This window comes from Mycobacterium parmense, from assembly GCF_010730575.1.
In the GTDB taxonomy this organism is placed as follows: domain Bacteria; phylum Actinomycetota; class Actinomycetes; order Mycobacteriales; family Mycobacteriaceae; genus Mycobacterium; species Mycobacterium parmense.
In genome coordinates, this window is record NZ_AP022614.1 from 3,513,341 (window position 1) to 3,538,404 (window position 25,064).

A 25,064-nucleotide genomic window follows, 5' to 3' on the forward strand; every position below is an offset into this window, starting at 1 on the left:
CGCCGGCACCCACACGTGCATACAGCTAGGAGAATAGCGGGACTGATGGGGTTACTGGTACTGGTGGGGGACAACTCGTTGAAAAACCTTGAATTATTCCGATGTAATTCTTAGCTGCTCAGAGCGCTTTTTGGCGGCCTGGACGGCCGCATCGACCGCCGCTCGCAATCCGCCTTTTTCGAGCTCCCGCAGGGCCGCGGCGGTGGTGCCGCCGGGCGAGGTGATGGTGGCCCGCAGCTGCGCCGCCGCGGTATCCACCCGCAGGCCCAGCGCCTCGCCGGCGGCCGGGCGCCCGTCGGCCTCCATGCGCTCGAGCAGCATGGCCGCCGCGCCGGCCATGGTCTGTGTGGTCAGGTCGGTGGCCACCTGACGGTTCAGGCCCGCCGCGACACCGGCGTCTACCAGGGCCTCGACCAGCAGCAAGAAATACGCCGGCCCCGAACCCGACAGCGCCGTGACGGCGTCCATCTGCGCCTCCGGCACGGTGAGCACGCCACCGACGGCGTCGAACAGCGCCGAGACCTCCTCGAGCTGCACGGCGGTGACGAAGCGGCCCTTGGCCAGCGCGGTCACTCCCGCGCCCACCAGCGCCGCCGCATTGGGCATCGCCCGTACCACCGGCGTCCCGGCCGGCAGCTTGGACTCGAAGTAGCCGAGCGTGATCCCCGCCGCCACGGTGACGAAGACCTGCTCTGCGGAGTCATTCCCGGCCGCGGTGGCGGCGCGGGCCAACTCCCCCATCACCGACTCGACGTCGGCCGGCTTGACCGCGACGACGACGAACGACGCGTTGTCCACGGCGTCGCTCACCGAGGTGACCCGCACCGAGTACTCGTCCGCCAGGTACTTGGCGCGCTCGGGAATCCGTTCGACCACCACGAGGTCTTTGGTCTGACGGCCGGCGCGCAGCAGACCCGACAGCAGTGCCTCGCCGATGCTGCCCCCGCCGATGATCGCGATTCTCGCCATGCCGGACAGCATCGCAGACCCCGGCTATCCGCGAGCGGCAGGGACCAGCGCGAGCTGGCGTGACTGCGCCACGATCCGGCCGAGGCTGTCGACGACGATGTGGTCCTCATCGAACCAGTCGTGGCCGATCTCCATGCAGGTGCAGACCACCCGCAGCCAGCCGTCGGCGGGCAGGCCGCGCAGGAAGGTGGTGAGCTGAATGGTGGGAGCCCAGCCGGTGCGGTCGACGGCGAAGGTCACCGGCGCCGAGAGGTCCCCGCACATGAGCGCGAACAGCGCGTCCGGGGCGACGTCGCGGGGCCTGGCCCACATCTGCAGCATCGGCGGCTTACCGTCCGTGCCGGGGCCCATCGTCGACAGCAGCGGACGGACGTCGCATCCCTCGCCCAGGTGGACCAGGCCGCCCAGCGGGTGCCCGGGACCGATCGGCTCGATGTCGTCGGGGGGCTCCGGCGCCATCAGGTCCACGACCGGGTTCGCCGACAGCAGCGGCGAGGCGGGACCGCCGGGAGGATAGTGCTCGGGCTCGCCGATGTTGACCACGGCGTGCACGGCGGTGCGCTCGCCCTGCAGGAGTTCGACGTCGACGACGCTGATGCGCCGGCCGCGCTTGCGGACCGAGGTCACCAGGCGCATCGCCCCCGGATCGGGCGCCCACAGAAAGTTCGCCGAGACGGCGACGGGTTCCAGCCCGTTCGACGGGCCGCCGCACGCGGTGCGGGCCGCGTTGGCGCACAACGCCAGCATGGCGCCCCCGTGCACCTTGGGCCCGATGGTCCAGCGCTTGTCGAGTTCTCCCTCGTAGACGCAGGGCTCGACCTCTCGCAGCGTCATCGCGGTGGTGAATAAGGCGTTCATGATCTCCTGGGTACGTCAGCGCAGCAGGTGTGTGCGGGCAAACTGCAGCGACTGGGTGAGCATGGTTTCGCGCTCGCCGGCCGAACGGGCGCTCGAGGTGGACACCTCCAGGATGACGTGCCCCGCGAAGTGACCGCCGGCCAGCATCTGGCACACCTCGGCGGTGGGTTGCGTGCCGCGCCCCGGCACCAGATGCTCGTCGGCGGGCAGGCCGCTGCCGTCGCACAGGTGCAGGTGCACCAGCCCCGCGCCCATCCGCTCCGCCATGTCCAGGGCGTCGGTGCCCGCGGTGGAGGTGTGGGACAGGTCCAGCGTGTAGTGGGCGTGGTTGCCGTCCAGCGGGTCGTAGGACGGCGCGAACGCCGAGATCGCCGGGCCGGGACCGCCGCCCCGCTTGCGCATGCGTTCACGCGACTGGCCGGCCCCGAAGAACCGGTCCGCGCGGAACGGAAACATGTTCTCGACGGCCACCAGCACGTCGCTGGACGCCTCCAGCTCCATGACCTGCTCGCTGAATCCCTCCGCGTAGCGCCGCTGCCAGCGGAACGGCGGGTGCACGACGACGGTCTGGGCGCCCAGTTGCTCGGCGGCCCGCACGCTGCGTTCCAGCTTGGGGATGGGGTTGGCGCCCCACACCCGCTGCGAGATCAGCAGGCAGGGGGCGTGCACGGACAGCACCGGCACGCGGTAGCGCCGGGACAGCTTCTCCACCGCGTCGATGTCCTGGCTGACCGATTCGCTCCACACCATCAGTTCGACGCCGTCGTAGCCCAGGCGCGCCGCGTACTCGAACGCGGCCTCGGCCCGCAGCGGATACACGGAGGCCGTGGAGAGGCCGACTTTGATTGATGGGCGCAACTGTCTGGGGTTCTTGAGTAGGTGCGCCTAGCCCGACTGCAAGGACAGCGCCAGGGGCCCCAGGGTGATCAGGGCGCCCACAGCGACCGCGATCAGCGTGCTGGTGATGTCCTCGGTCTTGCGGACGACCCGCACCCCGACGACGAGGCCCAGGATGACCAGCACCGACAGCACCAGCGCAACGATGCTGTTCCAGCGCCACAGCTGGTCGAACGCCACGAACAGCCCGGCCCCGAACGCGACGGCCAGCATCGACTGGAATACGACCAGGCCGGCGCGCCACAGCGCTTCGAACCGGCCCGGGGCCGGACGGCCCTCGGCAGCGTCGCCCCCTTGGTCGTCTGCGAGGCGCGGTTTTGCGGAAGGCGCCGCAATGCCCCAGTCCGCGCCGCCGCCGTCGAGGTCGTGCCCGTTCGCCAGGGTCGAATCCAGGCCCTGCAGGTAGGAGCGGACGTACGCCGAATCCTCCGCCGTGAGGTCGGCGTCGCGCACCTCGGAGTCCATCACGTCCACAGGCATGTCGGCGTAGGCGTCCACCGGGTCGGGACTCATGTCCTCGGCGCCGGCGGCCTGCCCCGGCCGGTCGGACTTCTCGTCCGGCTCGGCGCGGCGCTGCGGGAGTGGGTAGGCGCTGCGCTCGGGCCCCGACGCCCGGTGCGGCTGCGGCGGCGACTTGGGCCAGCGCGGCTCGGGCTCGGACCAGTACGCGGTCGACGAGCGGTTCTCCTGTTCGTGGGCGAGGTCGTGCGCGGGGGCTTCGGCGGGTGCGTGCGCTTCGGCGGCGGGTGCGTGCGCTTCGGCGGCGGGTGCGGGTGCCTCGACCGCGGTGGCGGTGTCCGGGCCGGTCTCGCGGTGCTCGTGGTGCTCGTGGTGCTCGTCGTCGCGGATGACGGGGATCTCGCCGGTCAGCTCGGCGACGGTGACCGCGTCGCTGTCGCCGCGCCGGCGGCGCCGGCGGCGGGTGACCGCCGGAGCGCCGATGGTCCCATTCCTGGCCAGTAGCTCGGCGACCGAGATAGGCCGGGTGCTGTCGGTGTCGGAATGCGGTCCCGTCATGATTTGTCGCCTCTCGATCGGTTGCCGTCCCGATCAACTGCTGAACCTCCAGCATCGCCTTTGGCGGGCTCCATGAGGGCGGTTCCGTCGGCTTCGCTGTCGAGTTTGCGCAAGATGAGACCTTCCCGTAACGCCCACGGGCAGATATCCACCGATTCGATCGACAACGCTCGCATGCTCGCCTCCGCCACCAGGGCACCCGCCACGATCTGCGGCGCCCGCTCGGCGCTCACCCCCTCCAGTTCTGCGCGATCAGCGGTGGTCATCCTAGAGATGAAAGATATGAGTTGCCTGAGACCGTTTGCTGTGAGCGTCCGTTTGACCCGGGGCCCGGCGGCCGACGGCGCCGCACCGGTCAGCCGCGCCAAAGACCGGAACGTCTTGGAGGTGGCCACCGCGAGGTCGGGGGCACCGGCGTCCAGCACGGTCATGCTGGCGTCCGACAGCTCGGCGTCCAACCAGTCGCGCAGCATCGCCACGCGGCGGCGGCCGGGCGGGTCGTCGGGCAGCCATTCGCGGGTCAGCCTGCCGGCGCCCAGCGGCAGCGACAGCGCGACCTCGGGCTCCTCGTCGACGCCGCTGGACATCTCCAGCGACCCGCCGCCGATGTCGAGGTTGATGATCCGGCCGGCGCTCCACCCGTACCAGCGGCGCACCGCCAGGAAGGTCAGCCTCGACTCGGCCACCCCGTCGAGAACCTGTAACTCGACGCCGGTCTCTTTGCGCACCCGGGCCAGCACGTCGTCGGAGTTCTCGGCGTCGCGCACAGCCGATGTGGCGAAGGCCATCAGCTCGGCGCAGCCTGAACTGTCGGCGATCTTGGCGAACTCGTCGATGGTGGAGATCAGCTTCTCCGCGCCGCGTTTGGTGAGCTTGCCCGAACCGTCGATCGACTCGGCCAGCCGCAGCGTGGCTTTCGTCGAACTCATCGGCGTCGGATGCCCGCCGCGGTGGGCATCGACGACGAGCAGATGCACCGTGTTGCTACCCACGTCGAGAACGCCCAATCGCACAACGAACAACCTAGTCGTGTGACGATGCGGGCCGCGTTTGGCCCGCTGAGGAACACGACGATCCCACACCGTCGTGTGACGATGCGGGCCGCGTTTGGCCCGCTGAGGAACACGACGATCCCACACCGTCGTGTGACGATGCGGGCCGCGTTTGGCCCGCTGAGGAACACGACAGTCCAGCACCGCCGTGTGACGATGCGGGCCGCGTTTGGCCCCCCCTCGAAGGCGTGGCCCCGCGCGTCGGTCGGGCCGAAGGCCCCAAACCTTGGGCTAACGTGGATCCGTGGCGGATTCACACCCGGGGCCGGGCCAGGAGGTCGAGCTGGACTTCGCCCGTGAATGGGTGGAGTTCTACGACCCGGACAATCCCGAGCACCTGATCGCGGCGGACCTCACCTGGCTGCTGTCGCGGTGGACGTGCGTGTTCGGCACCCCCGCCTGTCACGGCACGGTGGCGGGGCGCCCGGACGACGGATGTTGTTCGCACGGCGCGTTTTTGTCCGACGACGACGATCGCGCGCGGTTGGACGACGCCGTGCGGCAGCTGTCCGCCGACGATTGGCAATTCCGGGAAAAGGGCTTGAGCCGCAAGGGATACCTGGAACTCGACGAGCACGACGGCCAGCCTCAGTACCGCACCCGCAAACACAAGGACGCCTGCATCTTTTTGAACCGGCCGGGTTTTCCCGCGGGCGCGGGCTGTGCCCTGCACATCAAGGCCGTCGAGCTGGGCGTGCCGCCGCTGACCATGAAGCCCGACGTGTGCTGGCAACTGCCGATTCGGCGCAGCCAGGAGTGGGTGACCCGGCCCGACGGCACCGAGATCCTGAAAACCACTGTGACGGAATACGACCGCCGCGGGTGGGGCTCCGGTGGGGCCGACCTGCACTGGTATTGCACCGGCGACCCGGGCGCCCACGTCGGGGCCACCCAGGTGTGGGAGAGCATGGCCGACGAACTCACCGAACTGCTCGGCGCGAAGGCCTACGCGGAGCTGGCGGCGATGTGCAAGCGTCGCAGCAAGTTGGGGCTCGTAGCGGTGCACCCGGCGACCCGGATCGCCGAGTAGCCCCCGTTCGGGTCGCGTGCCCCAAGCTGAGCGCGCAGCCGTCGATTCCGGGCGGCCGGCAGACCGGCTGGGCGGTGTCGGCTAACCCTCGAGCTTGTAGCCCAGCCCGCGCACCGTGACCAGGTGCACGGGGTTGGCCGGGTCGGCCTCGATCTTGGAGCGCAGGCGCTTGACGTGCACGTCGAGCGTCTTGGTGTCGCCCACGTAGTCCGCGCCCCAGACCCGGTCGATCAGCTGTCCGCGGGTCAGCACCCGGCCACTGTTGCGCATCAGGTACTCGAGCAAGTCGAACTCCTTGAGCGGCAACGTGATCGTGTCGCCGTTGACGGAGACGACGTGCCGCTCGACGTCCATCCGCACCGGGCCGGACTCCAGCACCCCGTCGCTGATCTCGGAGTCGTCGTCGCCCCCGCGGCGCAGCACCGCGCGGATCCGGGCGATCAACTCGCGCGCCGAATACGGCTTGGTCACGTAGTCGTCCGCGCCGAGCTCGAGCCCCACCACCTTGTCGATCTCACTGTCGCGGGCGGTCACCATGATCACCGGCACGCTGGAGCGCGCGCGCAGCTGCTTGCACACGTCGGTGCCCGACATGCCCGGGAGCATGAGGTCAAGCAAGACGATGTCGGCGCCGGCGCGGTCGAACTCGGCCAGCGCGGCGGGGCCGTCGGTCATCACCGTGGCCTCGAAGCCCTCCTTGCGGAGCAGGAATGCCAGCGGATCAGCCAGCGACTCCTCATCCTCCACGATAAGCACGCTGGTCATCGGCGCCACTCCTTCTCATCGCTGCGCTCTGCATCGTCGTAGGCGCGCGTCATCGGCGCCACTCCTTCTCATCCTCATCGCTTCGCTCTGCAGCGTCGTCAGCGCGCGTCATCGACTCAATTCTTCCTCTCTGTGGGGCCTGCTGGGCCGCACCTCACGACCCCGCTGTGGCTCGTTTACCTCGTCGCCGTCCTTGAAGGCGGGGATGGACAGGGTGAAGGTCGACCCGGTTCCGGGCTTGCTCCACACACCGATGCTGCCGTTGTGGTTGGCCGCGACGTGTTTGACGATGGCCAGGCCCAGCCCGCTGCCCCCGGTGGCGCGGGACCGCGCCTTGTCGCCGCGGAAGAACCGCTCGAAGACGCGCTCCTGGTCTTCCAGGGCGATCCCGATGCCGCGGTCGGTGACGGCGATCTCGATGTTGTCGCCGCGGCGACGACGGCTGATCGATACCGGCGACCCCGGAGGCGAGTACGCGATCGCGTTGGAGACCAGGTTCGCCAATGCGGTCACCAGCAGGGTCTCGTCACCCAGGACCCGCAAGCCGGCCGGGGAGTCGGTGCGGATCTCGATGTCGGCGTTGTCGGCAGCCACCTTGTGGCGCGAAATCGCTTCGGACACAACGGTGTCCACCTCGACCTCGGTGACGTTGGGCAGCCGTTCTGCGCCCTGCAGCCGAGACAGCTCGATAAGCTCGGCGACCATGTCGCCCAGCCGGTTGGCCTCCACGAGCACCTTCTCGGCGAATCGCCGCACGGTTTCGGAGTCGTCGGCCGACGCCAGCAGCGCCTCGGCCAGCAGCGCCATGGCCCCGACCGGGGTTTTGAGCTCGTGGCTGACGTTGGCCACGAAGTCGCGCCGCGTCGCCTCCATGCGCGCGTAGTCGGACTGGTCGTGGACGAACACCACCGCGAACCGCCGGTCTTCTTCGCTGAGCAGTCGGGCCTGCCCGTGCACCGACAGCCCGGACCGGCCCGGTGCGCGTTTCGCGGGCCGCAGGTCGAACTCCGCCACCACCCCGGCGAGCGCCTGCTGGGCCGCCTGCCAGGCCTGGTCGTCGAGCTGCCGGTCGCGGACCAAGCCCAGTTCCCTGGCCCGTTCGTTGAGGTAGACGACGTCGCGGTGCGAGTCCACGACCGCGGCTCCCATCGGCATCAGGGCCACGATCCGTTGCAGCATCTGGGCGACTGTGATTCCGCTCCACTCAGTGGTCGTCTGCTGACGGTGTTGCACCGCCCGAGATGACAGCCGCCTCCCGGCCGCAACACCTGCGGCCAGCGCGACGACCGACAAAACCCCGGCCAGCAACAGCGCCGAGAACACAGTCACATAGCAAATCCTACAAATCTTCCTGAACGCCGCCCTAGCGGAACGAGGCCAAAATCGGACAAGTCACATCCTGAGCCACAGGTGTTCCGCTCGCGTTCACGGAATGTTTGGCAAGAGTGCCTTTAACCCGCGCCGCCGGCCGGCAACCCCCTCAGCCGCGCCCCTGGCCCGCGACCGCGGCGGCACCCACGGCCGCCGCCTCCGGATCGAGGTAGGTGCCGCCCGGGACCACCGGCCGCAGGTCGCCGTCGAGGTCGTAGCGCAGCGGGATACCGGTCGGGATGTTCAAGTCGACCACCGCCTCGTCGGACATCCCGTCGAGATATTTGACCAGGGCGCGCAGGGAGTTCCCGTGTGCGACCATCAGCACCGTCTTGCCAGACCGCAGATCCGGGACGACCACGTCGGTGAAGTACGGCAGGAACCGGGCGACCACGTCGGCCAGGCACTCGGTAAGCGGGCCGCCGCCGATGTTCGCGTAGCGGGGGTCGGAGTCCTGGCTGTAGCGGCTGCCCCTCTCGATCGGCGGTGGCGGCGTGTCATAGCTGCGCCGCCACGCCATGAACTGCTCGTCGCCGTAGCGGGCTTTGGTCTCGGCCTTGTTCAGCCCCTGCAGCGCCCCGTAGTGCCGCTCGTTGAGCCGCCAACTGCGCCGCACCGGGATCCACAGCCGGTCGGCGGTGTCCAGCGCCAGGTGGGCGGTGGTGATCGCGCGGCGCAGCAGGGAGGTGTACAGGACGTCGGGCAACAGGTCGCTTTCGGCCATCAACTCGCCGCTGCGCACCGCCTCGGCGCGGCCCTTCTCGGTCAGGTCGACGTCGACCCAGCCGGTGAACTGGTTGCTGGCGTTCCATTCGCTCTCACCGTGGCGCAGTAGCACCAACGTGGCCGTTTCACCCATGGCGGTAATTCTCTCACGGGCTCAGTCGTCTTGGTCGTCCTCGTCGATCAGATGCGCGAACGCCTGCAGGTTCTTCAGCGATTCGCCGCGAGACACCCGCCACTCCCACTCCTTCTGGATCGACGAACGAAAGCCCAACTCCAGCAACGTATTGAAGTCGGAGTCGACCGCCTCGAGCACCTGCCCGAGCACTCGGTCGATCTCGTCGGCGTCGACCGAGGCCAGCGACATCCGGCCCACCAGGTAGATGTCGCCGACGTTGTCCAGCGTGTAGGCCACACCGTAGAGCCGGCGGTTGCGTTTGAGCAGGAACCGGTAGACGCCCTCGTGGTTCTCGTCGGGCTTGCGGCACACGAAGGCCTCGACGCGCACCGAGTGTTCGCCGATGCTCAAAATGGTGTTGGTCTTCAGCTTCCGCTCACCGGGCAGCTCCACCACCAGGCCCGACGGGCCACCGTGTGCCCCAGCCTGTTTCGAGTAGTTGAGGTCGCTCGCCTGCAACGCACCCTCGATGACGGCTTCGACTGTGGAGTTCATGCACCCATCCCCTGGCGCTCGGCCCGGAAGTCCCCGATCGCGCGCCGGTAGCTGGCCAGCAGCGCGTCGGTGGTGTTGTCCCAGGAAAACTTTGACGCATGCTCCGCCGCCGCGCGGCTCATCGCCCCAGCCTGCGGGGCGCGCAGGCGCAGCAGCCGGTCGAGCGCGTGTGCCCAGTGCTCGACATCGTGCCCGGGCACCAGCGTGCCGGTGACCCCGTCGCGCACCGCCACCGGCAGGCCGCCCACCGCGGCCGCGACGACGGGGGTGCCGCACGCCTGCGCCTCGAGCGCCACCAGGCCGAACGACTCCGAATAGCTCGGCACGGCAACCAGATCCGCGGCCCGGAACAGGGTGGTGAGATTTTCGCGGGACTGCGGCGGCAGGAACGTCACCCGGGCCGCGATCCCGAGTTCGCCGGCGAGGCGGACCAGCCCGTCGGGGGACGACCGGCCGCTGCCCGACGGACCACCGGCCACGACGACGCGCACACCCGGCAGCTTCGCGGCTGCCCGCAACACGATGTCGGGTGCCTTCAGCGGCTGGATCCGTCCGACGAACGCCACGACCTTCTCGCCGGGCGGCAGGCCCAGCGCCGCCCGGGCGGCGCGACGGTCGCCCGGCCTGAACGTCTCGAGGTCCACGCCCGGGTGGACCACGTCGATGCGCGCCGGGTCGGCGTTGTGCAGGGAGATCAGCTGCTTGGCCTCGTCGGCGGTGTTGACGATCAGCCGGTCCGCCTCGTCGACCACCTGCTGCTCCCCCACCGTCCGCAGCGGTGGCTCGGGGGCGTCCCCGTCGGCCAGAGCCGCGTTCTTGACGGCAGCCAGCGTGTGCGCGGTGTGGACCAGCGGCACGGCCCAGCGGTCGCGTGCCAACCAGCCGACCTGCCCGGACAGCCAGTAATGCGAGTGCACGATGTCGTAGTAGCCGGGCTCGTGGGAGGCCTCGGCGCGGAGCACGCCCGCGGCAAAGGCGCACAGCTGGGTGGGCAGGTCATATTTGTCGAGGCCCTCGAACGGCCCGGCCACCACGTTGCGCACCAGGACGCGGGGCGCCACCCGCGCCACCGGCGGGTCGGCCGAGGCGGTCGCCCGGGTGAAGATTTCCACCTCGATGCCACGCCGGGCCAGGTGCAGCGCGGTTTGCAGGACGTACACGTTCATGCCGCCGGCGTCGCCGGTGCCGGGCTGGGCCAGCGGCGAGGTGTGCACCGCCAGCACCGCTACGCGGCGCGGGTCATTCAGCCGGAAGACGTCATCGTGCCGCACACTTTCATCTTTACAGGACGGCCCGAGCGCCCTATCAAGCGCGCAGGCTGCGCGGGCGATTCACGCCGACGACTCGTCGGCGGGGACGTCGCGCAGCGGCGCGTCCAGCGCCCCCGCGCGGCGCATCGCACCCAGCGGGTTGGCGTACAGCCCACCCAGCGACACCGTCCCGGCCCCGGCCTCCTGGACGCGGTTGCCGAAGGCGGTGACGCGGATGTCGCGCGGCGAGAGCACCGAGCGCGCGGCGAACGCCCGCTCGACGTGCTCCATGGCCTCCGGGTACTCGGTGAAGGCCTGGCCGCCGACCACCAGTTCGTCGGGGTTGAGCATGTCGCGCAGCAGGGCGACCGCCTCGCCGAGGACACGGGCGCGCTCCGCCAGCAGCTCTTGGGCCTGCGGGTTGCCGGCCCGGGCCACCCGCACCAGATCGGTGACGCCGGTGGTGGCGCGGCCCGCGGGGCCGCCGGGGACGACCTTGAGCCTGCGGGCGGCGGCCAGGACGGCCTCGTCGCTCACGGTCGATTCCAATTGGCCTGTGCCGCCGAGCAATTCGGAATAGGCGGGCAGGGTCGCGATGGTGCCGGGGCCGCTGGCCGGGCAGTGCACCCGCCCGCCGATCACCAACGCATAGCCCACGGTCTCGCGGGCGTAGACGTACAGACTGGTCGGCGAGCTCGGCCGAAATCGGCGCATGCCCAGGAGCAGCTCGGCGCCGGCCATGGCGTCGACGTGGGAGGCCACCGATACCGGCAGGTGCAGCGCGTCGGCCAGCACCGGACCGACGGGCGCCTGCCGCCAGCCCAGTCGGGGGTGGTCGACGTGCCCGGTGGCGCCGTCGACCGTGCCACCGATGGCCACCCCCACCCACAGCGGGCGGCGCCGGTGCCAGCGCTGCAGGTAGCGCCCCGCGCTCTCGGCCAGCGAGGCCAGCGCGGGACCGGCGGGGCTGAGCGGCGTCGGTGTCTCGACCGTGTCAAGTGTGCGGCCGAACAGGTCGGTGGCCACGATGCTGGTGGTCTTGGCCCCGATGTGGATGCCCAGGGTCACGAAGGGCTCGTGGTTGATCTCCACCGGCACGCGCGGGCGACCGATCGCGCCGGAGACGGCGAGGTCGGCGCGCTCCCGCAGCAGCCCGGCGTCGAGCAGGGCGATGACCTGGCGGTTGACCGTCGCGATGCTCAGGGAGGTGACCCTGGCGATGACGTCGCGGCCGACGGGGCCGTGCAGCCGGACGGCCCGGAAGACCGACGCCGCCGCGGAGTCGGGAATATGCAGCGCCGGCGGCAGGATCTGGGGGCGAGATCGCCGATTGCCCGTCTGGCCGGCTGCGCGGTTAGGCGAACGGTGGGAGGGGGTAAGAGTGTTCGAGCGCACGTGCGTCCTTTGTCCGAGTTCTGCTGGCCGGTCCTTGGCCACGCCTGAAATCAGGAGCGGCAAAGTGCGCGGCAACAACACGCACGTGCCGCGAAGCGACACGCGACCGTCGTGTTGAACAAGGCGCTGGGGTGCACACCAAAAACCTAGCATGATTACTAGAGTTGCTGCGATGGTTGCAATTGGCAGGAATGAACGCGTCGCCGTGGTCACCGGTGCGAGTTCCGGAATCGGCGAGGCGACCGCGAGAACCCTTGCCGCACAGGGCTTTCACGTGGTCGCGGTGGCGCGGCGCGCACAGCGCATCCAGGCGCTGGCCGACGAGATCGGCGGCACCGCGATTGTGGCGGATGTCACAGACGACGCCGCGGTCGACTCCCTGTCGGCCGCGTTGGGGCGGGTCGACGTGCTGGTCAACAACGCCGGGGGCGCACGGGGCCTGGAATTCGTTGCCGACGCCGACCTCGAGCACTGGCGGTGGATGTGGGAGACCAATGTGCTGGGCACGCTGCGGGTCACCCGCGCGCTGCTGCCACGGCTGATCGACTCCGGCGACGGGCTGATCGTCACCGTCACCTCGATCGCGGCGCTGGAAACCTACGACGGCGGCGCCGGGTACACGGCGGCCAAGCATGCCCAGGGCGCGCTGCACCGCACGCTGCGCGGCGAGTTGCTGGGAAAACCGGTGCGGCTCACCGAGATCGCGCCCGGTGCGGTCGAGACCGAGTTCTCGCTGGTGCGATTCGACGGCGACGAAAAGCGCGCGGACGACGTCTATACCGGCATCACCCCGCTGACGGCGGGCGACATCGCCGAGGTGATCGGATTCGTGGCCTCCCGGCCCTCGCACGTCGACCTGGACTTGGTTGTCATCCGGCCCCGCGACCAGGCCAGCGCGTCCCGGTTCAACCGCCGGGGCTAGGCACCGGGCTCGAAGAGGTGGTCGTCGTCGTGGTCGGCGTGCCCGACAGCGTCGGCGCGTCCGTCGGGGTGACCGGCGCGGTGACGGGGATCTGAGTCGACGGCGCGTGCGCCTTCGGCGGCGGCAGCGCCGACATCGCGACCCAGGTGTCCCAGTCCACGGCCCAGTCCCAGATGTCGCCGTCGGCGTAGGACAGCTGGATGGTGCTGCCGGTCACCTCGACCGGGTCACCGTAGATCGCGGAGTGGTAGTACTCCTCGGCGTCGCCTGTCGAGAGGTTGATGCAGCCGTTGGTGACGTTGCTGTTGCCCTGCGCGCCCGCACTCGACGGGTTGGCGTGGATGAATTCGCCGTTGTTGGAGATCCGCACCGCCCACCGTTCGTGGGCGTTGGTGTAGCCGGCGGCCGGGTTGGACATGTAGAAGTCGGCGTACTTCTCGGTGACCACGTGGATGCCGTTGCGCGTGACGTTGCGGGCCTTGTCGGCCTCGCCGTAGCTGCACGGGAAGTCCATGATGACGCCCGCGTCGGTGACGACCTGGATCCGGTGCGACGACACCTCCGCCTTCACCACCTGCCGCCGGCCGATCTGAATGCGCAGCGAGATGTCGTCGGCTCCGTAAGCGCCGTCGCCGAACGGCAGCCCGTACAGCTTGGCGTCGACGTTCACCGTGGTCCCGGCCGGGTAGTACTCGCGCGGCCGCCAGTGCACCCGGGCCCCCTGCGACTCGTCGGGCAGCCAGGCCCAGCTGCCCTCGACCGGCGGGTCGGTGGTGACGGCGAGCGCCTTCTCGACGGCGGCCTTGTCGCTGATGGTCGAATCGAACTGGATGATCACCGGCGCGGCCACCCCGACGGTCTGACCGTCGGCCAGCTGGAACTGCCCACCGACCTTCTTGGTGGGCGAGACGGTGGTGAACTTCCCGGACACGGGCACGGCCTTGCCGTTGTGGCCGACCGCCGCGCCGCTCCACGTGTAGGTGGAGTCGTAGCCCAGCGGCTCGGTGGTCGTGTAGACCGTGCGGTCCTGGTTGAACGTGCCGGCAACCGCCTTGCCGGACGAGTTCGTCAGCGTGACGTGCTGGAACCAGCCTTCGCTGACCTGGACGCTGATGGGCGCGATCGGCACCACGTTGTCGGCCGCCGGGGTGTTCAGGGCCGGCTGGTAGGTCAGCTGCGGCGCCGGCGGCTCCTTCTTCTCGGCCTGTTTCGTCGCGGTGCCCGCGCACGCGGCCAGCAGGCCCGGGGCGAAAACGCCCAGGCCGAGGGTCGCCAAAGCCACGCGCCGGTTGATCGGCGGCGGGGCGCTGGGCGTGGTCACGACATCCAAAGATACCGGGCGAAAGCGACCCGCCTCGCCGCGACAATGCGAGGTCGGGGCAACAATCCGCGAGATTGCCGCTACAGCCTGCAGCCGAGCAGGACCGGTTCCGGCTGCAGTGTGATACCAAACACGTCATGCACCCGGGTCCGGATCAACCGGGCCAGAGCGAGCACGTCCTCGGTGTTCGCGCCGCCGCGGTTGGTGAGCGCCAGCGCATGCTTGGTGGACAGCCGACAGCGGGCTTCGAGACCGCCGGGATCCGGCTCGGGATATCCCTTGGCGAAGCCCGCCCGCTCCACGAGCCAGCCGGCGGCCAGCTTGACGCCGTCCGGGGCCGGATAGTGCGGCACCGGACCGTCGATCGTGTCCGCCAGCCGCTCGCAGACGTCCGGGGCGACCACCGGATTGGTGAAGAACGAGCCCACACTCCACGTGTCGTGATCGGCCGCGTCCAGCACCATGCCCTTGCGGCCGCGCAACCTCAGCACCGCTTCGCGGACCGCCCGTGGCTCGGCGCGCTCCCCCGCGCTCACGTCGAGCGCATCTGCCAGCTCCCCATAGCGCAGCGGCGCGCTGCGGCCCGCGGCGTCCAGCGCGAACTCCACTTCCAGCACCACCCGGGCCGGTCCCAGCCCGACGGCCTCGCCGTGCTTGAAAATGCTTGTCCGATAACCGAATTCGAGCTCGCTGCCCGGTACCCAGCGCACCGTGCCGCTGTCGCGCTCCAGCACCCGGACCCGGGTGATGCAGTCGGACACCTCAGCCCCGTACGCCCCGACGTTCTGCACCGGGGTGGCCCCGGCCGAACCGGGGATGCCGGACAGGCACTCCAGCCCCCCCAAGCCGTGCTCGATGCTGCGGACCACCACGTCGTCCCACACCGCACCCGCCTCCGCGCGCAGCAGGTTGCCGTCGACGGTGATGCCGCCGTTGGCCAGCCGCACGGCGGTCACGCCGGTCAGGGAGTCGGCGAGCACCACATTCGAACCGCCGGCGAACACCAGAACGGCCTCGTCCACGCCGTCGTCGCGCCCGTCCAGCTCCCGCAGCACGGCGATGACGTGATCGGTGCTGGTGCACGTGATGAGCCGCCGCGCCACGGGTCCGATCCGCAGGGTCGTCAACGGCGCCAGCGGCGCCTGCTCGGCGACCTGCGCGCCGGCGTGAAGCCGACCGGCAGCGCTGGGTCTCATGGCCCGTAACGGTAGCCTGACCAGCTATGCCGCATTCATTCGAGTTGTCGGCCGACTACGAGGACAACGCCGAAACGCTGTATCAGGCCTTCCGTGAGGAGGACTACTGGCTGGCCAGGCTGGCCGACATTCCCGTCGACGAGGCGAAACTGGATTCGATGCGCATCGGCGGCGACGGCACCGTCGACGTGGTCACGCTGCAGGTCGTGCGCAGCCACAACCTGCACGCGCTCGTCAAGCAACTGCACCGGGGTGATCTCTGTGTGCGCCGCGAAGAGACATGGGACCCCTTCGCCGACGGGGTGGCGCGGGGCCTCATCGCGGGCACGATCGTGGGCACTCCGGTCGACGTGTCGGGCAGCGCCGAACTGTCGTCGACGGAGCCCGGCGGGGCCCGGCTCACGTACCGCATCACCGTCAAGGTGCGGATCCCGATCATCGGCGGCAAGGTCGAGAAGCTCATCGGCACCCACCTGGGCGAGCTGGTCAGCAGGGAACAACGCCTGACCGCGGACTGGATCGCCGCCAACGCCTGAGCCCGCGCCTAAGCTGGCCCGCATGCGTATCGCGTTGGCGCAGATCCTCAGCGGCAGTGATCCGGCGGCGAACCTGGAGCTGGTCCGGGAGTACACCGGACGCGCCGCCGACGAGGGCGCGACGCTGGTGGTCTTCCCCGAAGCCACGATGTGCCGGTTCGGCGTCCCGCTGGCGCCGATCGCGGAGCCGGTCGACGGGCCGTGGGCCGACGGCGTGCGCCGCATCGCCGCCGACGCCGGTGTCACCGTGATCGCCGGGATGTTCTGCCCGGCGGGCGACGGGCGCGTGACCAACACGCTGATCGCGGCGGGGCCGGGGCGGCCCAGCGGGCCGGACGCGCACTACGACAAGATCCACCTCTACGACGCCTTCGGCTTCGCCGAATCGCGCACCGTCGCGCCCGGCCACCAGCCGGTGGTGATCACCGTCGACGACGTCGAGGTGGGGTTGAGCGTTTGCTATGACATCCGGTTCCCCGCCCTCTACACCGAGCTGGCCCGCCGCGGCGCCCAGCTGATCGTCGTCTGCGCCTCCTGGGGGTCGGGTCCCGGCAAGCTCGAGCAGTGGACGCTGCTGGCGCGGGCCCGCGCCCTGGACTCGATGAGCTACGTCGCCGCCGCCGGTCAGGCCGACCCTGGCGAGGCCGTGACCAGCTCGGGGGCACCGACCGGGGTGGGCGGCAGCCTGGTGGCGTCGCCACTGGGCCAAGTCGTCGCGTCGGCCGGCTCCCAGCCGCAGTTGGTCGTCGCCGACATCGACGTCAGCACGGTCTCGCAGGCCCGCGACAGCATCGCGGTGCTGCGCAACCACTCACATTTTGCTCAGATCGATAGGGCAGAATCGGTCGGGTGACGAACCCACAAGGACCACCCAACCAGGACCCGTCGACGTGGGCCCGTCCCGGCAACCAGGGCCCGTTCGGCCAGCCCCCGACCGAGCGGCCCACCGAACGGATCAACACCGGCGGACCGGGCCACGTCCCCCCGCCGCCCGCCGGGCAGGTGCCGAATCAGCCCGGCCACATCGGCGCGCCGCACCCGAACGCGCAGCGGCCCCCGACCGCTCCCCCGAATTTCCCGCCCGACGGCCCGACGCAGAAGATCGCCACCCCCGGCCCGGACCCGACGCCGGCGAAGAAGAAGCGGCGTTTTCTTCGCGACCCCCTGTCCATCCTGCTGGTCTGCATCATCGTGGTCGCGCTGGTGATCGCCGGCCTGGTCGGGGCGGAGCTGTATGCCCGCCACGTCGCCGACAGCAAGGTCGCCCAGGCGGTGGCGTGCGAAGTGAAGGACCAAGCGACCGCCTCGTTCGGGGTGGCGCCGCTGATGTTGTGGCAGCTCGCCACCAAGCACTTCACCAACATCTCGGTGTCGACCGCGGGCAACCAGATCCGCGACGCCAAAGGCATGAAACTCGACATCAACATCAAGGACGTCCAGCTCAAGGACACCGGCACGTCCAAGGGCACCATCGGCTCCCTGGACGCGACCATCACCTGGAGCTCTGACGGCATCAAGGACTCGGTGCAGAACAGCATCCCCGTGCTGGGTCCGTTCGTCACCAACTCGGTGACCACTCATCCCAGCGACGGAACGATCGAACTCAAGGGCATGCTGGACAACATCACGGCCAAGCCGGTGGTGTCCGGAAGCGGCCTGCAGTTGCAGATTCAGACCTTCAACGCGCTGGGCTTCACGATGCCCAAGGAGTCTGTCCAGTCGACGCTGGACGACTTCACCTCCAACCTGACCAAGAACTATCCGCTGGGCATCCACGCGGACAGCGTCCAGGTAACCCAGACCGGCGTGGTGAGCCACTTCTCCACCCAGAACGCCAGCATCCCGGCGGGCGGCAACGACAACGACCCCTGCTTCGCCAACATCTGACGCGCCCGGCGAAGGCTAGCCGAGCTCGTCGAGCACGGCCCGGGTCCCCGACAGGCCCAGCCTGGTGGCGCCGGCGTCGAGCATGGCGAGCGCCGCGCCGGCGCTGCGGATGCCGCCGCTTGCCTTGACCCCCAGCCGGCCGCCGACGGTGCGGCTCATCAACTCGACGGCGCGCACCGACGCGCCGCCCGCGGGATGAAACCCGGTGGACGTCTTGACGAAGTCCGCGCCGGCGTCCTCGGCGGCACGGCACGCCTGCACCAGCGTCCGCTCGTCGGGTCCCGTCAGCAGCACTGCCGATTCGACGATCACCTTGAGCACGGCGCCGGGGATCGCCGCGCGCACCGTCTCGATGTCCGAGCGCACCGCGTCGAAGTCGCCGGCCAACGCGGCACCGACGTCGATCACCATGTCGACCTCGACGGCGCCCTCCGCCACGGCCCGCGCGGCCTCGCGCGCCTTGACCTCCGGCGCATGCTTGCCAGACGGGAACCCCGCTACCGCCGCCACCCGCACGCCCCCGCCGGAGCGCACCGCTACGGGCACCATCGACGGCGAGACGCACACCGCGCAGACGCCCAGTTGGCGTCCCTCGTCGGCCAGACCGGCCACGTCGGCCGCGGTGGCCTCGGGCTTGAGCAGCGTGTGGTCGACCAGGGCGGCCAGCTGTGCCCGGGTGAGTTGCCGAGCCACTAGAACCCCTCTTCCCGGCCGCCGGGATTGCAGCCGGCAGCGGCCATATCGGCGTCGTCGACGACTGGCCGCCACGGTTCCAGGTTCCAGCTGGTCTTGCCGGGCTGCACCAGTTCGGCGATCTGCCAATGGCAGAGGAACTGTGCTCGCATGCCGGGGGTGTCGGCGTCGGGAGACAGGGCGAGCACCTCACCCCAGGCCTCATCGGCCGAACCGATGGTGTCCGGCAGCCGCGAGGCCGCCCGCCCCGATGCCGTCGGAAAAACCCGCAGGCTGCGCAGGCCGTTCCACTGCGCCCACTGGGTGTGGTCGATGAAGGGCGGAGCCGGGGCGGCGCCTCCGGCTCCCGGATCAGCCGGAGCGGGAGCCGCGCCGACCAGGGCGACGACCACGGCAGCGGCGAGCGCCACCAGCAAGAGCTTCATCCAACTAGCGCGACTTACCTTGGATCTCCAGCAGTTTGGGACGCACGTCCACCAGGTAGACACCGGCCGCGCAGGCCGCGATCACCATGCCGAGCACCCCGAGGACCGGGTAGAGGATTGTCGTGACCGCGATGGCTCCGCCGAGGATCAACAGCCACACCGGCTTGGTCAGCTTGTCGACGGCCGTGTAGGCGTCGGGCCGCTGCATCGCCGCGTGCACGAAGGCGTACACCGCCGTGACCAGGACGGCGATCTGCAAGACCAACATGACGGTTCCCACGAGCTGGTTCACCACGTATCCAGAGTATGCGGGCACCGTCCGGCACGTCGACTCAGAGTCGCCGGGCGGGCAACTCCGTGTCGCGTGCCGTCCTCGGGTCGGTCTTACTTCTGGGTGACCTTCTTGGCCGGAGCCTTCTTGGCCGGCGCCTTCTTGGCCGGAGCCTTCTTGGCCGGCACCTTCTTCGCCACGGCCTGCTGAGCCTTCTTGGCGGCGCTCTCGGACTTCTTGGGCAGCTCGATGCCGACCAGCTTGGCCGCGCGCTCACCGACCGCTCGGGTCTGCGATGCGACGGTGCCGAGCGCTTCCTGCGTCAGCTCGACGGCCTGGTCCACGTACCCCTCGGCCCGCGCGGACGCGTCGTCGATACCGGTCTGGCTGCGCAGCCGCTGCAGGGCAGCCTCGCCGCGCTCGACCAGCTCGTTGTAGCGGCTGGTCGCCGCCTCGAGGTAGCCCTCGGCGGCCTTGCGCAGCTCGTCGCTGGTGAACTTCTCCCGCAGCTCGGTGAACTGCTCGGGCAGGTCCTCCTGCAACTTGTTCAGGCGGGCGCGACTCTCTTCGACGCGCGAGCGGGTGTCGGTGCGGGTCTCCTCGGCGCGCTCGCGCAGGTTGCCGATCAGTTCGTTGACGGTGGCCAGGGCCAGGTCGGCCGCTCCCAGGGCCGCTAGCAGCGGGGCCCGCAAATCTTCGATGTTCGAGTTCTCAGCCATGGTTCTTCCTTTCATGGTCGGCGTTTATCGGGTTTGCCGATGGTCAGGTCTGCAAGTCACGGCTAGCGTTCGCTGCCGCCGCAGGTCGTCGTCAAGACCTCCGGTCTTGTCTGGCAAGCAATCTGCAGGAATACCTCCTGTTGCGTCGGTCGGACGGGATCGGGACAGGGCCACAGCAGGAAACCCCGAACCCGGCGGCGTCCGGCCGCACCCCTCATGAGCGGCCGATCACTCGTCGCTGACGGAAGGCGTCAAACGCTCCTCGTCGGTGGATTCATTCTGTTGGATAAACGATGCGTACATCTCGAGCAGTATTTGCTTCTGGTCCTCGGTGATCGCCATGTCGGTGACGACGGCGTCGCGCACCTGGCTCTTGTCGGTGGGCTCGAGGATCCCGGCCCGCACGTAGAGCACTTCGGCGGACACCCGCAACGCCTTTGCTACCTGGTTCAGAACGTCCGCGGAAGGCTTCCGCAGGCCGCGCTCGACCTGGCTCAGGTAGGGATTGCTGACGCCGGACCTCTCGGCCAGTTGCCGCACCGACACGTGTGCGTTCTCCCGCAAGCTCCTGATGAAGCTTCCGACGTCGGAGGCCATGTCAGACGCGGCGGACGACACCTTGGTGGAGAGCTTCTCCTCCGATGGCATCGCGTTGCTCCTGTTCCGCCGGCTGACGTCGACGGCACCAGGATACGGAGAAGTGCTTGCTATTGCAAGCAGTCGCTGGCGCCGCTAGAAGAACAGCTGCGCGACGGCGTAGATGGCCAGGCCGGCCAGCGAGCCCACCACAGTGCCGTTGATCCGGATGAACTGCAGGTCACGTCCGACGTGGAGTTCGATCCGCCGACTGGCCTCTTCGGCGTCCCAGCGCTCGATCGTGTCGGTGATGATCGCCGTGATCTCCACCCCGTACTGCGAGACCAGGTGCTGGGCGGCGCGCACGATCCAGTTGTCCACCTTGTCGCGGAGCTCGGCGTCGTCGCGCAGGGACTCCCCGATGTGCATGACGGTGTCGGCGATGCGGGTTCGCAGCGCGCTCGACGGGTCGTCCACCCCCTCGAGCACCAGCCTCTTCAATGTCGTCCACGCCGTCGCGGCGGCGTTCGCGATCTCCTCCCGGGCCATCAGCTGCTCCTTGACCGCGTCCGCGCGAGCGATCGTTTCCGGGTCGTGCTGCAGATCGTCGGCGAATTCGAACAGGAACCGGGTCGCCGAACGCCGCAGCTCGTGGTCGGGACTGCGGCGCACCTTGTCGGTGAAGTCCATCAGCTCGCGGTGGATGCGATCTCCCACCAAGTGGTCGATGAATCGCGGCGACCAGCTCGGAGAGTCACGCTCGACCACCCTCTGAATGACCTCCCCGGCGTTCAGCGACCACTGGAAGGCCCGGTCGGCCAGCAATTGGATCAGCGCCTCCTGCCGGTTCTCGGCCAGCAGGCTGCCCAGCACGCGGCCCACCGGAGGGCCCCACTGGGGTTCGGCGATGCGGCGCACGATCATCCGGTCGATGACGTGCTGGACGTCTTCGTCCCGCAAGAGCTCCACCAGCACCCGCAGCACGGTGGCCGTCTCGCCGGCGACCCGGTTCGCGTGGGAGGTGTCCGAGAGCCACTTGCCGAGCCTGCCCGGCACTTGCGCGTCGCGCAGCTTGGCCTCGACGACGGCCGGCGACAGGAAGTTCTCCCGCACGAACGTTCCCAGGCCCTCACCCAGCTGGTCCTTCTTGCGTTTGATGATCGCGGTGTGCGGGATGGGGATGCCGAGCGGATGCTTGAACAGCGCGGTCACGGCGAACCAGTCCGCCAGAGCCCCCACCATGCCCGCCTCCGCGGCCGCGCCCACGTAGCCCACCCAGACACCCACGTGGCCGTGCGCCTGCGCCCAGCGGCAGGCGAGGAACACGACGCTGGCCCCGATCAGGAAGCCGAGCGCCACCGTCTTCATCCGGCGCAACGCCACCCGCCGCTGGGCGTCGGCTTCGGGATCGGCCCCCGCGAAAGATTCCGCAAAGGACACCGGTGTGGGCCGGGAGCCGTTGGGGGAGGTCACTGCGCTCGGCCGCGGTTTCGCCGGTCCCGACGCGTCGGAAGAACCTGCCTGCGTATCCAGGGCTCTGTGTGCCACCACACCATCATCTATCGCCGCGTCCGGTTGGTGTGCCGACATGGCCCACCGGGTAATTCGACTACGCAGACTCACCGCCTGTCAGGCACCCATACGCCGTAGTATTGCGGGGTCTAGTGAATGGGAATTGGCGACAGTGGCAGAGCGAATCCCGGCTGTGACCGCGAGGACTGACGGCCGCAAGCGGCGATGGCATCAACACAAGGTGGACCGCCGCAACGAGTTGGTCGACGGCACCATCGATGCGATCCGCCGACACGGCCGCTACCTGAGCATGGACGAAATCGCCGCGGAGATCGGCGTTTCCAAAACGGTGCTCTACCGCTACTTCGTCGACAAGAACGATCTGACGACCGCGGTGATGATGCGATTCACGCAGACCACGCTGATTCCCAACATGGCCGCCGCCCTGTCGTCGAACCTGGACGGAATCGATCTGACCCGCGAAGTGATCCGCGTGTACGTCGAGACCGTGGCGGCCGAACCCGAGCCGTACCGGTTCGTGATGGCGAACAGCTCGGCCAGCAAGAGCAAGGTGATCGCCGACTCCGAGCGCATCATCGCGCGCATGCTCGCCGTGATGATGCGCCGACGCATGGTGCAGGCCGGGATGGACACGGGCGGCGCGGAACCGTGGTCCTACCTGATCGTCGGCGGGGTGCAGCTGGCGACCCACTCGTGGATGTCGGATCCGCGCATGACCAGCGACGAGCTGATCGACTACCTGACCATGCTGAGCTGGAGCGCCCTGTGCGGGATCGTCGAGGTCGGCGGCTCGCTGGACAAGTTCCGCGAAGAGCCGCATCCCTCTCCGATCGTGCCGCCGCGGGGCGGCGACGGCTGATCGCGGCGGCGCAGCGCGCGATTGCGGTGCGCGTTTTGTGATTCGAACTCGCGGCATGTGACCCTATGAGCCGGTCACGGAAGGCGACTTGGACCGCCGTAACGGATAGCATGCAGAGGGTGCATCGGGGGTAACCGGCGGGTGCGCCGGTTGGCTGACCACCACGCCCCCGCGTAACGAAAGGCGTATTTTCTTATGTCTGTGCAGCTCACGCCACATTTTGGCGACGTGCAAGCCCACTACGACTTGTCGGACGACTTCTTCCGGTTGTTCTTGGACCCGACTCAGACGTACAGCTGCGCGTACTTCGAGCGTGACGACATGACGCTGGAGGAAGCGCAGATCGCCAAGATCGACCTCGCGCTGGGAAAGCTGAAGCTCGAGCCGGGGATGACGTTGCTCGACATCGGCTGCGGCTGGGGCGCCACGCTGCGCCGCGCGGTGGAGAAGTACGACGTGAACGTGATCGGTCTCACGCTGTCGGAGAACCAGGCCGCGCACGTGCAGAAGATGTTCGATCAGATGGACAGCCCCCGCACCCGCCAGGTCCTCCTGGAGGGCTGGGAGAAGTTCCACGAGCCCGTCGACCGCATCGTCTCGATCGGCGCCTTCGAGCACTTCGGCCGCCAGCGCTACGGCCGCTTCTTCAAGATGGCCTATAGTGCGTTGCCACCCGGCGGTGTGATGTTGCTGCACACGATCGTTCGCCCCAGCTTCAAGGATGCCCGCGCCAAGGGCAAGAAGCTGACCCACGAGATCGTGCACTTCTCGCAGTTCATCCTCGCCGAGATCTTCCCGGGCGGCTGGCTGCCCACACCTCAGACCGTCGGGGAGCACGCCGTCACGGCCGGCTTCGAGCTGACCCGGGTGCAGTCGCTGCAGCTGCACTACGCCCGGACGCTGGAGACGTGGGCGGCCGCACTCGAGGCCAACAGGGACCAGGCCATCGAGATCCAGTCGCAGGTCGTCTACGACCGTTACATGAAGTACCTGACGGGTTGCGCGAAGCTTTTTCGCGAGGGCTACACCGACGTCGACCAGTTCACCCTCGAGAAGTGAGGGAGAAGTGAGCGCCGGCCCGCGTTGAGGCCGGCGCCACCTCTCCGCCGGCCTCGGGCCGCTACTTGGCGAGAGTGAACTGTCCTACGTTGCTGATGCCCTTGCGGAAGAAGTTCTCACACCCGGTCAAGTAGTGCATGTAGCGGTCGTAGACCTCGCGGGATTGCAGGGCGATAGCCATTTCTTTGTTTGCCGCCAAGTTAGCCGCCCACATGTTGAGCGTTCGCTCATAGTGCTTCTGCAGCAACTCCACCTGGTCCACCGAGAATCCCGCGGACTGCGCGAAATCGAAGATTTGTTCCTGCGCCGGCAGCTGTCCGCCCGGGAAGATCTCGGTGTAGATGAATCGAATGAATCGCACATCGCTCATCGTCAGCGAGATACCGCGGGCATGCATTTGTTTTTGCGAGTATGCCAAAATCGTGTGTAACAGCATTCGGCCGCCGTCGGGAAGGATGTCGTAGGCACGTTCGAAGAACGCGGCGTAACGCTCCTTCTTGAAGGCTTCGAAGGCGCCGATGCTGACGATCCGGTCCACCTTGTCCTCGAATTCTTCCCAGCCCTGCAGCCGCACCTCGACGTTGCGCCCCGTGGGAATCCGAGCCAGCATCGCTTTGCTGTATTCGAACTGATTGCGGCTCAAGGTGATTCCGATCACGTTGACGTCGAATCTCTCGATCGCCCGCCGCAGCGCTCCACCCCAGCCGCAACCGACGTCGAGCAACGTCATCCCGGGCTCGAGCGCCAGCTTTCCCAGCGCCAGGTCGAACTTCGCGTTCTGGGCTTCTTCCAGGGTCATGTCGTCGCGCTCGAAGTATGCGCAGGTGTAGCCCATGGTCGGATCGAGGAATAACCCGAAGAACTCGTCGGAAATGTCGTAGATGGACTGCGACTCTTCGTAGAACGGTTGCAGAGCGGTCATTATTCGGCGAGCACCTCTCGGTCATCAGACGCGAGTATAGTAACCGACGGATATGAGCACTGCCACACCGACTGGCAAACGGCTCCGCTGCGGCCACAAGCGATCGCGATTCAGATGAGAAGTTTGCTGATCACGGTCCGGGCGG

At 68.8% G+C, this 25,064-nt stretch carries 27 protein-coding genes; 7 read left to right on the forward strand and 20 right to left on the reverse strand.

Going from position 1 to position 25,064, the window contains the following annotated elements:
* Positions 1 to 93: 93 nt before the first annotated feature.
* Genes proC through G6N48_RS16255 form a run of 5 tightly spaced genes read right to left on the reverse strand, consistent with a single transcriptional unit; the run spans position 94 to position 4,754 of the window.
* Entirely contained in the window at positions 94 to 969 is an 876-nt protein-coding gene (gene proC / locus G6N48_RS16235) for a pyrroline-5-carboxylate reductase (protein WP_179969881.1), read from the reverse strand.
* Positions 970 to 993: 24 nt separating this feature from the next.
* Positions 994 to 1,827 (reverse strand): thioesterase family protein, encoded by an 834-nt coding sequence (locus G6N48_RS16240; protein WP_085271800.1) that lies wholly within the window; start codon positions 1,825 to 1,827, stop codon positions 994 to 996.
* Between the two features lie 15 nt (positions 1,828 to 1,842).
* Positions 1,843 to 2,685: a sugar phosphate isomerase/epimerase family protein gene (locus tag G6N48_RS16245; RefSeq protein ID WP_085271799.1), complete on the reverse strand. Its 843-nt coding sequence runs from the start codon at positions 2,683 to 2,685 to the stop codon at positions 1,843 to 1,845.
* A gap of 27 nt (positions 2,686 to 2,712) precedes the next feature.
* Positions 2,713 to 3,741, reverse strand: coding sequence for a hypothetical protein (locus G6N48_RS16250; protein ID WP_085271798.1), 1,029 nt, complete (start codon positions 3,739 to 3,741; stop codon positions 2,713 to 2,715).
* Positions 3,738 to 4,754: a Ppx/GppA phosphatase family protein gene (locus G6N48_RS16255; protein WP_085271797.1), complete on the reverse strand. Its 1,017-nt coding sequence runs from the start codon at positions 4,752 to 4,754 to the stop codon at positions 3,738 to 3,740. The genes G6N48_RS16250 and G6N48_RS16255 overlap by 4 nt, the downstream gene beginning before the upstream one ends.
* Before the next feature lie 283 nt (positions 4,755 to 5,037).
* Between G6N48_RS16255 and G6N48_RS16260 the strand changes: the two genes are divergently transcribed.
* Positions 5,038 to 5,823 (forward strand): hypothetical protein, encoded by a 786-nt coding sequence (locus G6N48_RS16260; protein ID WP_085271796.1) that lies wholly within the window; start codon positions 5,038 to 5,040, stop codon positions 5,821 to 5,823.
* 81 nt (positions 5,824 to 5,904) lie between these two features.
* Here G6N48_RS16260 and regX read toward each other — a convergent pair whose 3' ends face one another.
* From regX to G6N48_RS16290, 6 genes are all read right to left on the reverse strand, one after another.
* On the reverse strand, positions 5,905 to 6,588 hold the full coding sequence (regX, locus tag G6N48_RS16265; protein WP_066917713.1) for a two-component sensory transduction protein RegX: 684 nt from the start codon (positions 6,586 to 6,588) through the stop codon (positions 5,905 to 5,907).
* Positions 6,589 to 6,696: 108 nt separating this feature from the next.
* Entirely contained in the window at positions 6,697 to 7,917 is a 1,221-nt protein-coding gene (locus tag G6N48_RS16270; RefSeq protein WP_139826018.1) for a sensor histidine kinase, read from the reverse strand.
* Between the two features lie 151 nt (positions 7,918 to 8,068).
* Complete coding sequence (locus G6N48_RS16275; protein WP_085271794.1) at positions 8,069 to 8,818, reverse strand: phosphoglyceromutase; 750 nt, start codon at positions 8,816 to 8,818, stop codon at positions 8,069 to 8,071.
* Between the two features lie 21 nt (positions 8,819 to 8,839).
* Positions 8,840 to 9,355 carry a type III secretion system chaperone family protein gene (locus G6N48_RS16280; protein WP_085271793.1) on the reverse strand — a complete coding sequence of 172 codons (516 nt, stop codon included), beginning with the start codon at positions 9,353 to 9,355 and terminating at the stop codon, positions 8,840 to 8,842.
* On the reverse strand, positions 9,352 to 10,686 hold the full coding sequence (gene mshA, locus G6N48_RS16285) for a D-inositol-3-phosphate glycosyltransferase (protein WP_372511307.1): 1,335 nt from the start codon (positions 10,684 to 10,686) through the stop codon (positions 9,352 to 9,354). The genes G6N48_RS16280 and mshA overlap by 4 nt, the downstream gene beginning before the upstream one ends.
* Positions 10,687 to 11,916, reverse strand: coding sequence for an ROK family transcriptional regulator (locus G6N48_RS16290; protein WP_232066801.1), 1,230 nt, complete (start codon positions 11,914 to 11,916; stop codon positions 10,687 to 10,689). It lies immediately after the preceding gene.
* 256 nt (positions 11,917 to 12,172) lie between these two features.
* Between G6N48_RS16290 and G6N48_RS16295 the strand changes: the two genes are divergently transcribed.
* Positions 12,173 to 12,922, forward strand: coding sequence for an SDR family oxidoreductase (locus G6N48_RS16295; protein ID WP_085271790.1), 750 nt, complete (start codon positions 12,173 to 12,175; stop codon positions 12,920 to 12,922).
* Here the strand turns inward: G6N48_RS16295 and G6N48_RS16300 are convergent.
* Both G6N48_RS16300 and G6N48_RS16305 read right to left on the reverse strand, forming a co-directional pair.
* Entirely contained in the window at positions 12,906 to 14,252 is a 1,347-nt protein-coding gene (locus G6N48_RS16300; protein ID WP_139826017.1) for a L,D-transpeptidase, read from the reverse strand. The two genes, G6N48_RS16295 and G6N48_RS16300, sit on opposite strands and share 17 nt — an antisense overlap.
* Before the next feature lie 71 nt (positions 14,253 to 14,323).
* A complete protein-coding gene (locus G6N48_RS16305; RefSeq protein ID WP_085271789.1) occupies positions 14,324 to 15,439 on the reverse strand; it encodes a UDP-N-acetylmuramate dehydrogenase in 1,116 nt (371 codons plus the stop codon).
* Positions 15,440 to 15,465: 26 nt separating this feature from the next.
* Between G6N48_RS16305 and G6N48_RS16310 the strand changes: the two genes are divergently transcribed.
* The 3 genes from G6N48_RS16310 to G6N48_RS16320 are packed head-to-tail and all read left to right on the forward strand — an operon-like array spanning position 15,466 to position 17,862.
* A complete protein-coding gene (locus tag G6N48_RS16310) occupies positions 15,466 to 15,975 on the forward strand; it encodes a DUF2505 domain-containing protein (RefSeq protein WP_085271788.1) in 510 nt (169 codons plus the stop codon).
* A gap of 22 nt (positions 15,976 to 15,997) precedes the next feature.
* A complete protein-coding gene (locus tag G6N48_RS16315) occupies positions 15,998 to 16,828 on the forward strand; it encodes a carbon-nitrogen hydrolase family protein (RefSeq protein WP_085271787.1) in 831 nt (276 codons plus the stop codon).
* Complete coding sequence (locus tag G6N48_RS16320) at positions 16,825 to 17,862, forward strand: LmeA family phospholipid-binding protein (protein WP_085271786.1); 1,038 nt, start codon at positions 16,825 to 16,827, stop codon at positions 17,860 to 17,862. Before G6N48_RS16315 ends, G6N48_RS16320 begins: the two co-directional genes overlap by 4 nt.
* A 15-nt stretch (positions 17,863 to 17,877) precedes the next feature.
* Here the strand turns inward: G6N48_RS16320 and deoC are convergent, their stop codons facing one another.
* The 6 genes from deoC to G6N48_RS16350 all read right to left on the reverse strand — a co-directional run bounded on the left by deoC (position 17,878) and on the right by G6N48_RS16350 (position 22,097).
* Positions 17,878 to 18,555 (reverse strand): deoxyribose-phosphate aldolase, encoded by a 678-nt coding sequence (gene deoC / locus G6N48_RS16325; protein WP_085271785.1) that lies wholly within the window; start codon positions 18,553 to 18,555, stop codon positions 17,878 to 17,880.
* Complete coding sequence (locus G6N48_RS16330) at positions 18,555 to 18,980, reverse strand: DUF2599 domain-containing protein (RefSeq protein ID WP_085271784.1); 426 nt, start codon at positions 18,978 to 18,980, stop codon at positions 18,555 to 18,557. Before G6N48_RS16330 ends, deoC begins: the two co-directional genes overlap by 1 nt.
* 4 nt (positions 18,981 to 18,984) lie before the next feature.
* Positions 18,985 to 19,272: a DUF2516 family protein gene (locus G6N48_RS16335; protein WP_085271783.1), complete on the reverse strand. Its 288-nt coding sequence runs from the start codon at positions 19,270 to 19,272 to the stop codon at positions 18,985 to 18,987.
* 92 nt (positions 19,273 to 19,364) lie between these two features.
* Positions 19,365 to 19,970 (reverse strand): heparin-binding hemagglutinin HbhA, encoded by a 606-nt coding sequence (gene hbhA, locus G6N48_RS16340; RefSeq protein WP_085271782.1) that lies wholly within the window; start codon positions 19,968 to 19,970, stop codon positions 19,365 to 19,367.
* A 228-nt stretch (positions 19,971 to 20,198) separates the two neighbouring features.
* A complete protein-coding gene (locus tag G6N48_RS16345) occupies positions 20,199 to 20,618 on the reverse strand; it encodes a helix-turn-helix domain-containing protein (protein ID WP_085271781.1) in 420 nt (139 codons plus the stop codon).
* A gap of 84 nt (positions 20,619 to 20,702) precedes the next feature.
* Positions 20,703 to 22,097, reverse strand: a complete 1,395-nt coding sequence (locus G6N48_RS16350; RefSeq protein WP_372511230.1) for a DUF445 domain-containing protein — start codon at positions 22,095 to 22,097, stop codon at positions 20,703 to 20,705.
* Between the two features lie 133 nt (positions 22,098 to 22,230).
* On the opposite strand from G6N48_RS16350, the gene G6N48_RS16355 reads away from it, so the two are divergent.
* Together G6N48_RS16355 and pcaA are read left to right on the forward strand one after the other, a co-directional pair.
* Positions 22,231 to 22,938 (forward strand): TetR/AcrR family transcriptional regulator, encoded by a 708-nt coding sequence (locus G6N48_RS16355; RefSeq protein ID WP_085271779.1) that lies wholly within the window; start codon positions 22,231 to 22,233, stop codon positions 22,936 to 22,938.
* 195 nt (positions 22,939 to 23,133) lie between these two features.
* Positions 23,134 to 23,997, forward strand: coding sequence for a cyclopropane mycolic acid synthase PcaA (pcaA, locus tag G6N48_RS16360; RefSeq protein WP_085271778.1), 864 nt, complete (start codon positions 23,134 to 23,136; stop codon positions 23,995 to 23,997).
* A gap of 61 nt (positions 23,998 to 24,058) precedes the next feature.
* On the opposite strand, the gene G6N48_RS16365 is transcribed toward pcaA, so the two are convergent.
* Entirely contained in the window at positions 24,059 to 24,919 is an 861-nt protein-coding gene (locus tag G6N48_RS16365) for a cyclopropane mycolic acid synthase family methyltransferase (protein WP_085271777.1), read from the reverse strand.
* Positions 24,920 to 25,064: the final 145 nt, after the last annotated feature.

Excerpts from the sequence above, each read along its gene's own strand:
- G6N48_RS16295 (WP_085271790.1), top strand. The coding sequence starts at position 12,173 with ATGGTTGCAATTGGCAGGAATGAACGCGTCGCCGTGGTCACCGGTGCG.
- regX (WP_066917713.1), bottom strand. The coding sequence starts at position 6,588 with ATGACCAGCGTGCTTATCGTGGAGGATGAGGAGTCGCTGGCTGATCCG.
- G6N48_RS16240 (WP_085271800.1), bottom strand. The coding sequence starts at position 1,827 with ATGAACGCCTTATTCACCACCGCGATGACGCTGCGAGAGGTCGAGCCC.
- G6N48_RS16280 (WP_085271793.1), bottom strand. The coding sequence starts at position 9,355 with ATGAACTCCACAGTCGAAGCCGTCATCGAGGGTGCGTTGCAGGCGAGC.
- G6N48_RS16330 (WP_085271784.1), bottom strand. The coding sequence starts at position 18,980 with ATGAAGCTCTTGCTGGTGGCGCTCGCCGCTGCCGTGGTCGTCGCCCTG.
- proC (WP_179969881.1), bottom strand. The coding sequence starts at position 969 with ATGGCGAGAATCGCGATCATCGGCGGGGGCAGCATCGGCGAGGCACTG.
- G6N48_RS16345 (WP_085271781.1), bottom strand. The coding sequence starts at position 20,618 with ATGCCATCGGAGGAGAAGCTCTCCACCAAGGTGTCGTCCGCCGCGTCT.
- pcaA (WP_085271778.1), top strand. The coding sequence starts at position 23,134 with ATGTCTGTGCAGCTCACGCCACATTTTGGCGACGTGCAAGCCCACTAC.
- hbhA (WP_085271782.1), bottom strand. The coding sequence starts at position 19,970 with ATGGCTGAGAACTCGAACATCGAAGATTTGCGGGCCCCGCTGCTAGCG.
- G6N48_RS16250 (WP_085271798.1), bottom strand. The coding sequence starts at position 3,741 with ATGACGGGACCGCATTCCGACACCGACAGCACCCGGCCTATCTCGGTC.
- G6N48_RS16305 (WP_085271789.1), bottom strand. The coding sequence starts at position 15,439 with ATGAGACCCAGCGCTGCCGGTCGGCTTCACGCCGGCGCGCAGGTCGCC.
- G6N48_RS16315 (WP_085271787.1), top strand. The coding sequence starts at position 15,998 with ATGCGTATCGCGTTGGCGCAGATCCTCAGCGGCAGTGATCCGGCGGCG.
- G6N48_RS16310 (WP_085271788.1), top strand. The coding sequence starts at position 15,466 with ATGCCGCATTCATTCGAGTTGTCGGCCGACTACGAGGACAACGCCGAA.
- G6N48_RS16365 (WP_085271777.1), bottom strand. The coding sequence starts at position 24,919 with ATGACCGCTCTGCAACCGTTCTACGAAGAGTCGCAGTCCATCTACGAC.
- G6N48_RS16275 (WP_085271794.1), bottom strand. The coding sequence starts at position 8,818 with ATGGGTGAAACGGCCACGTTGGTGCTACTGCGCCACGGTGAGAGCGAA.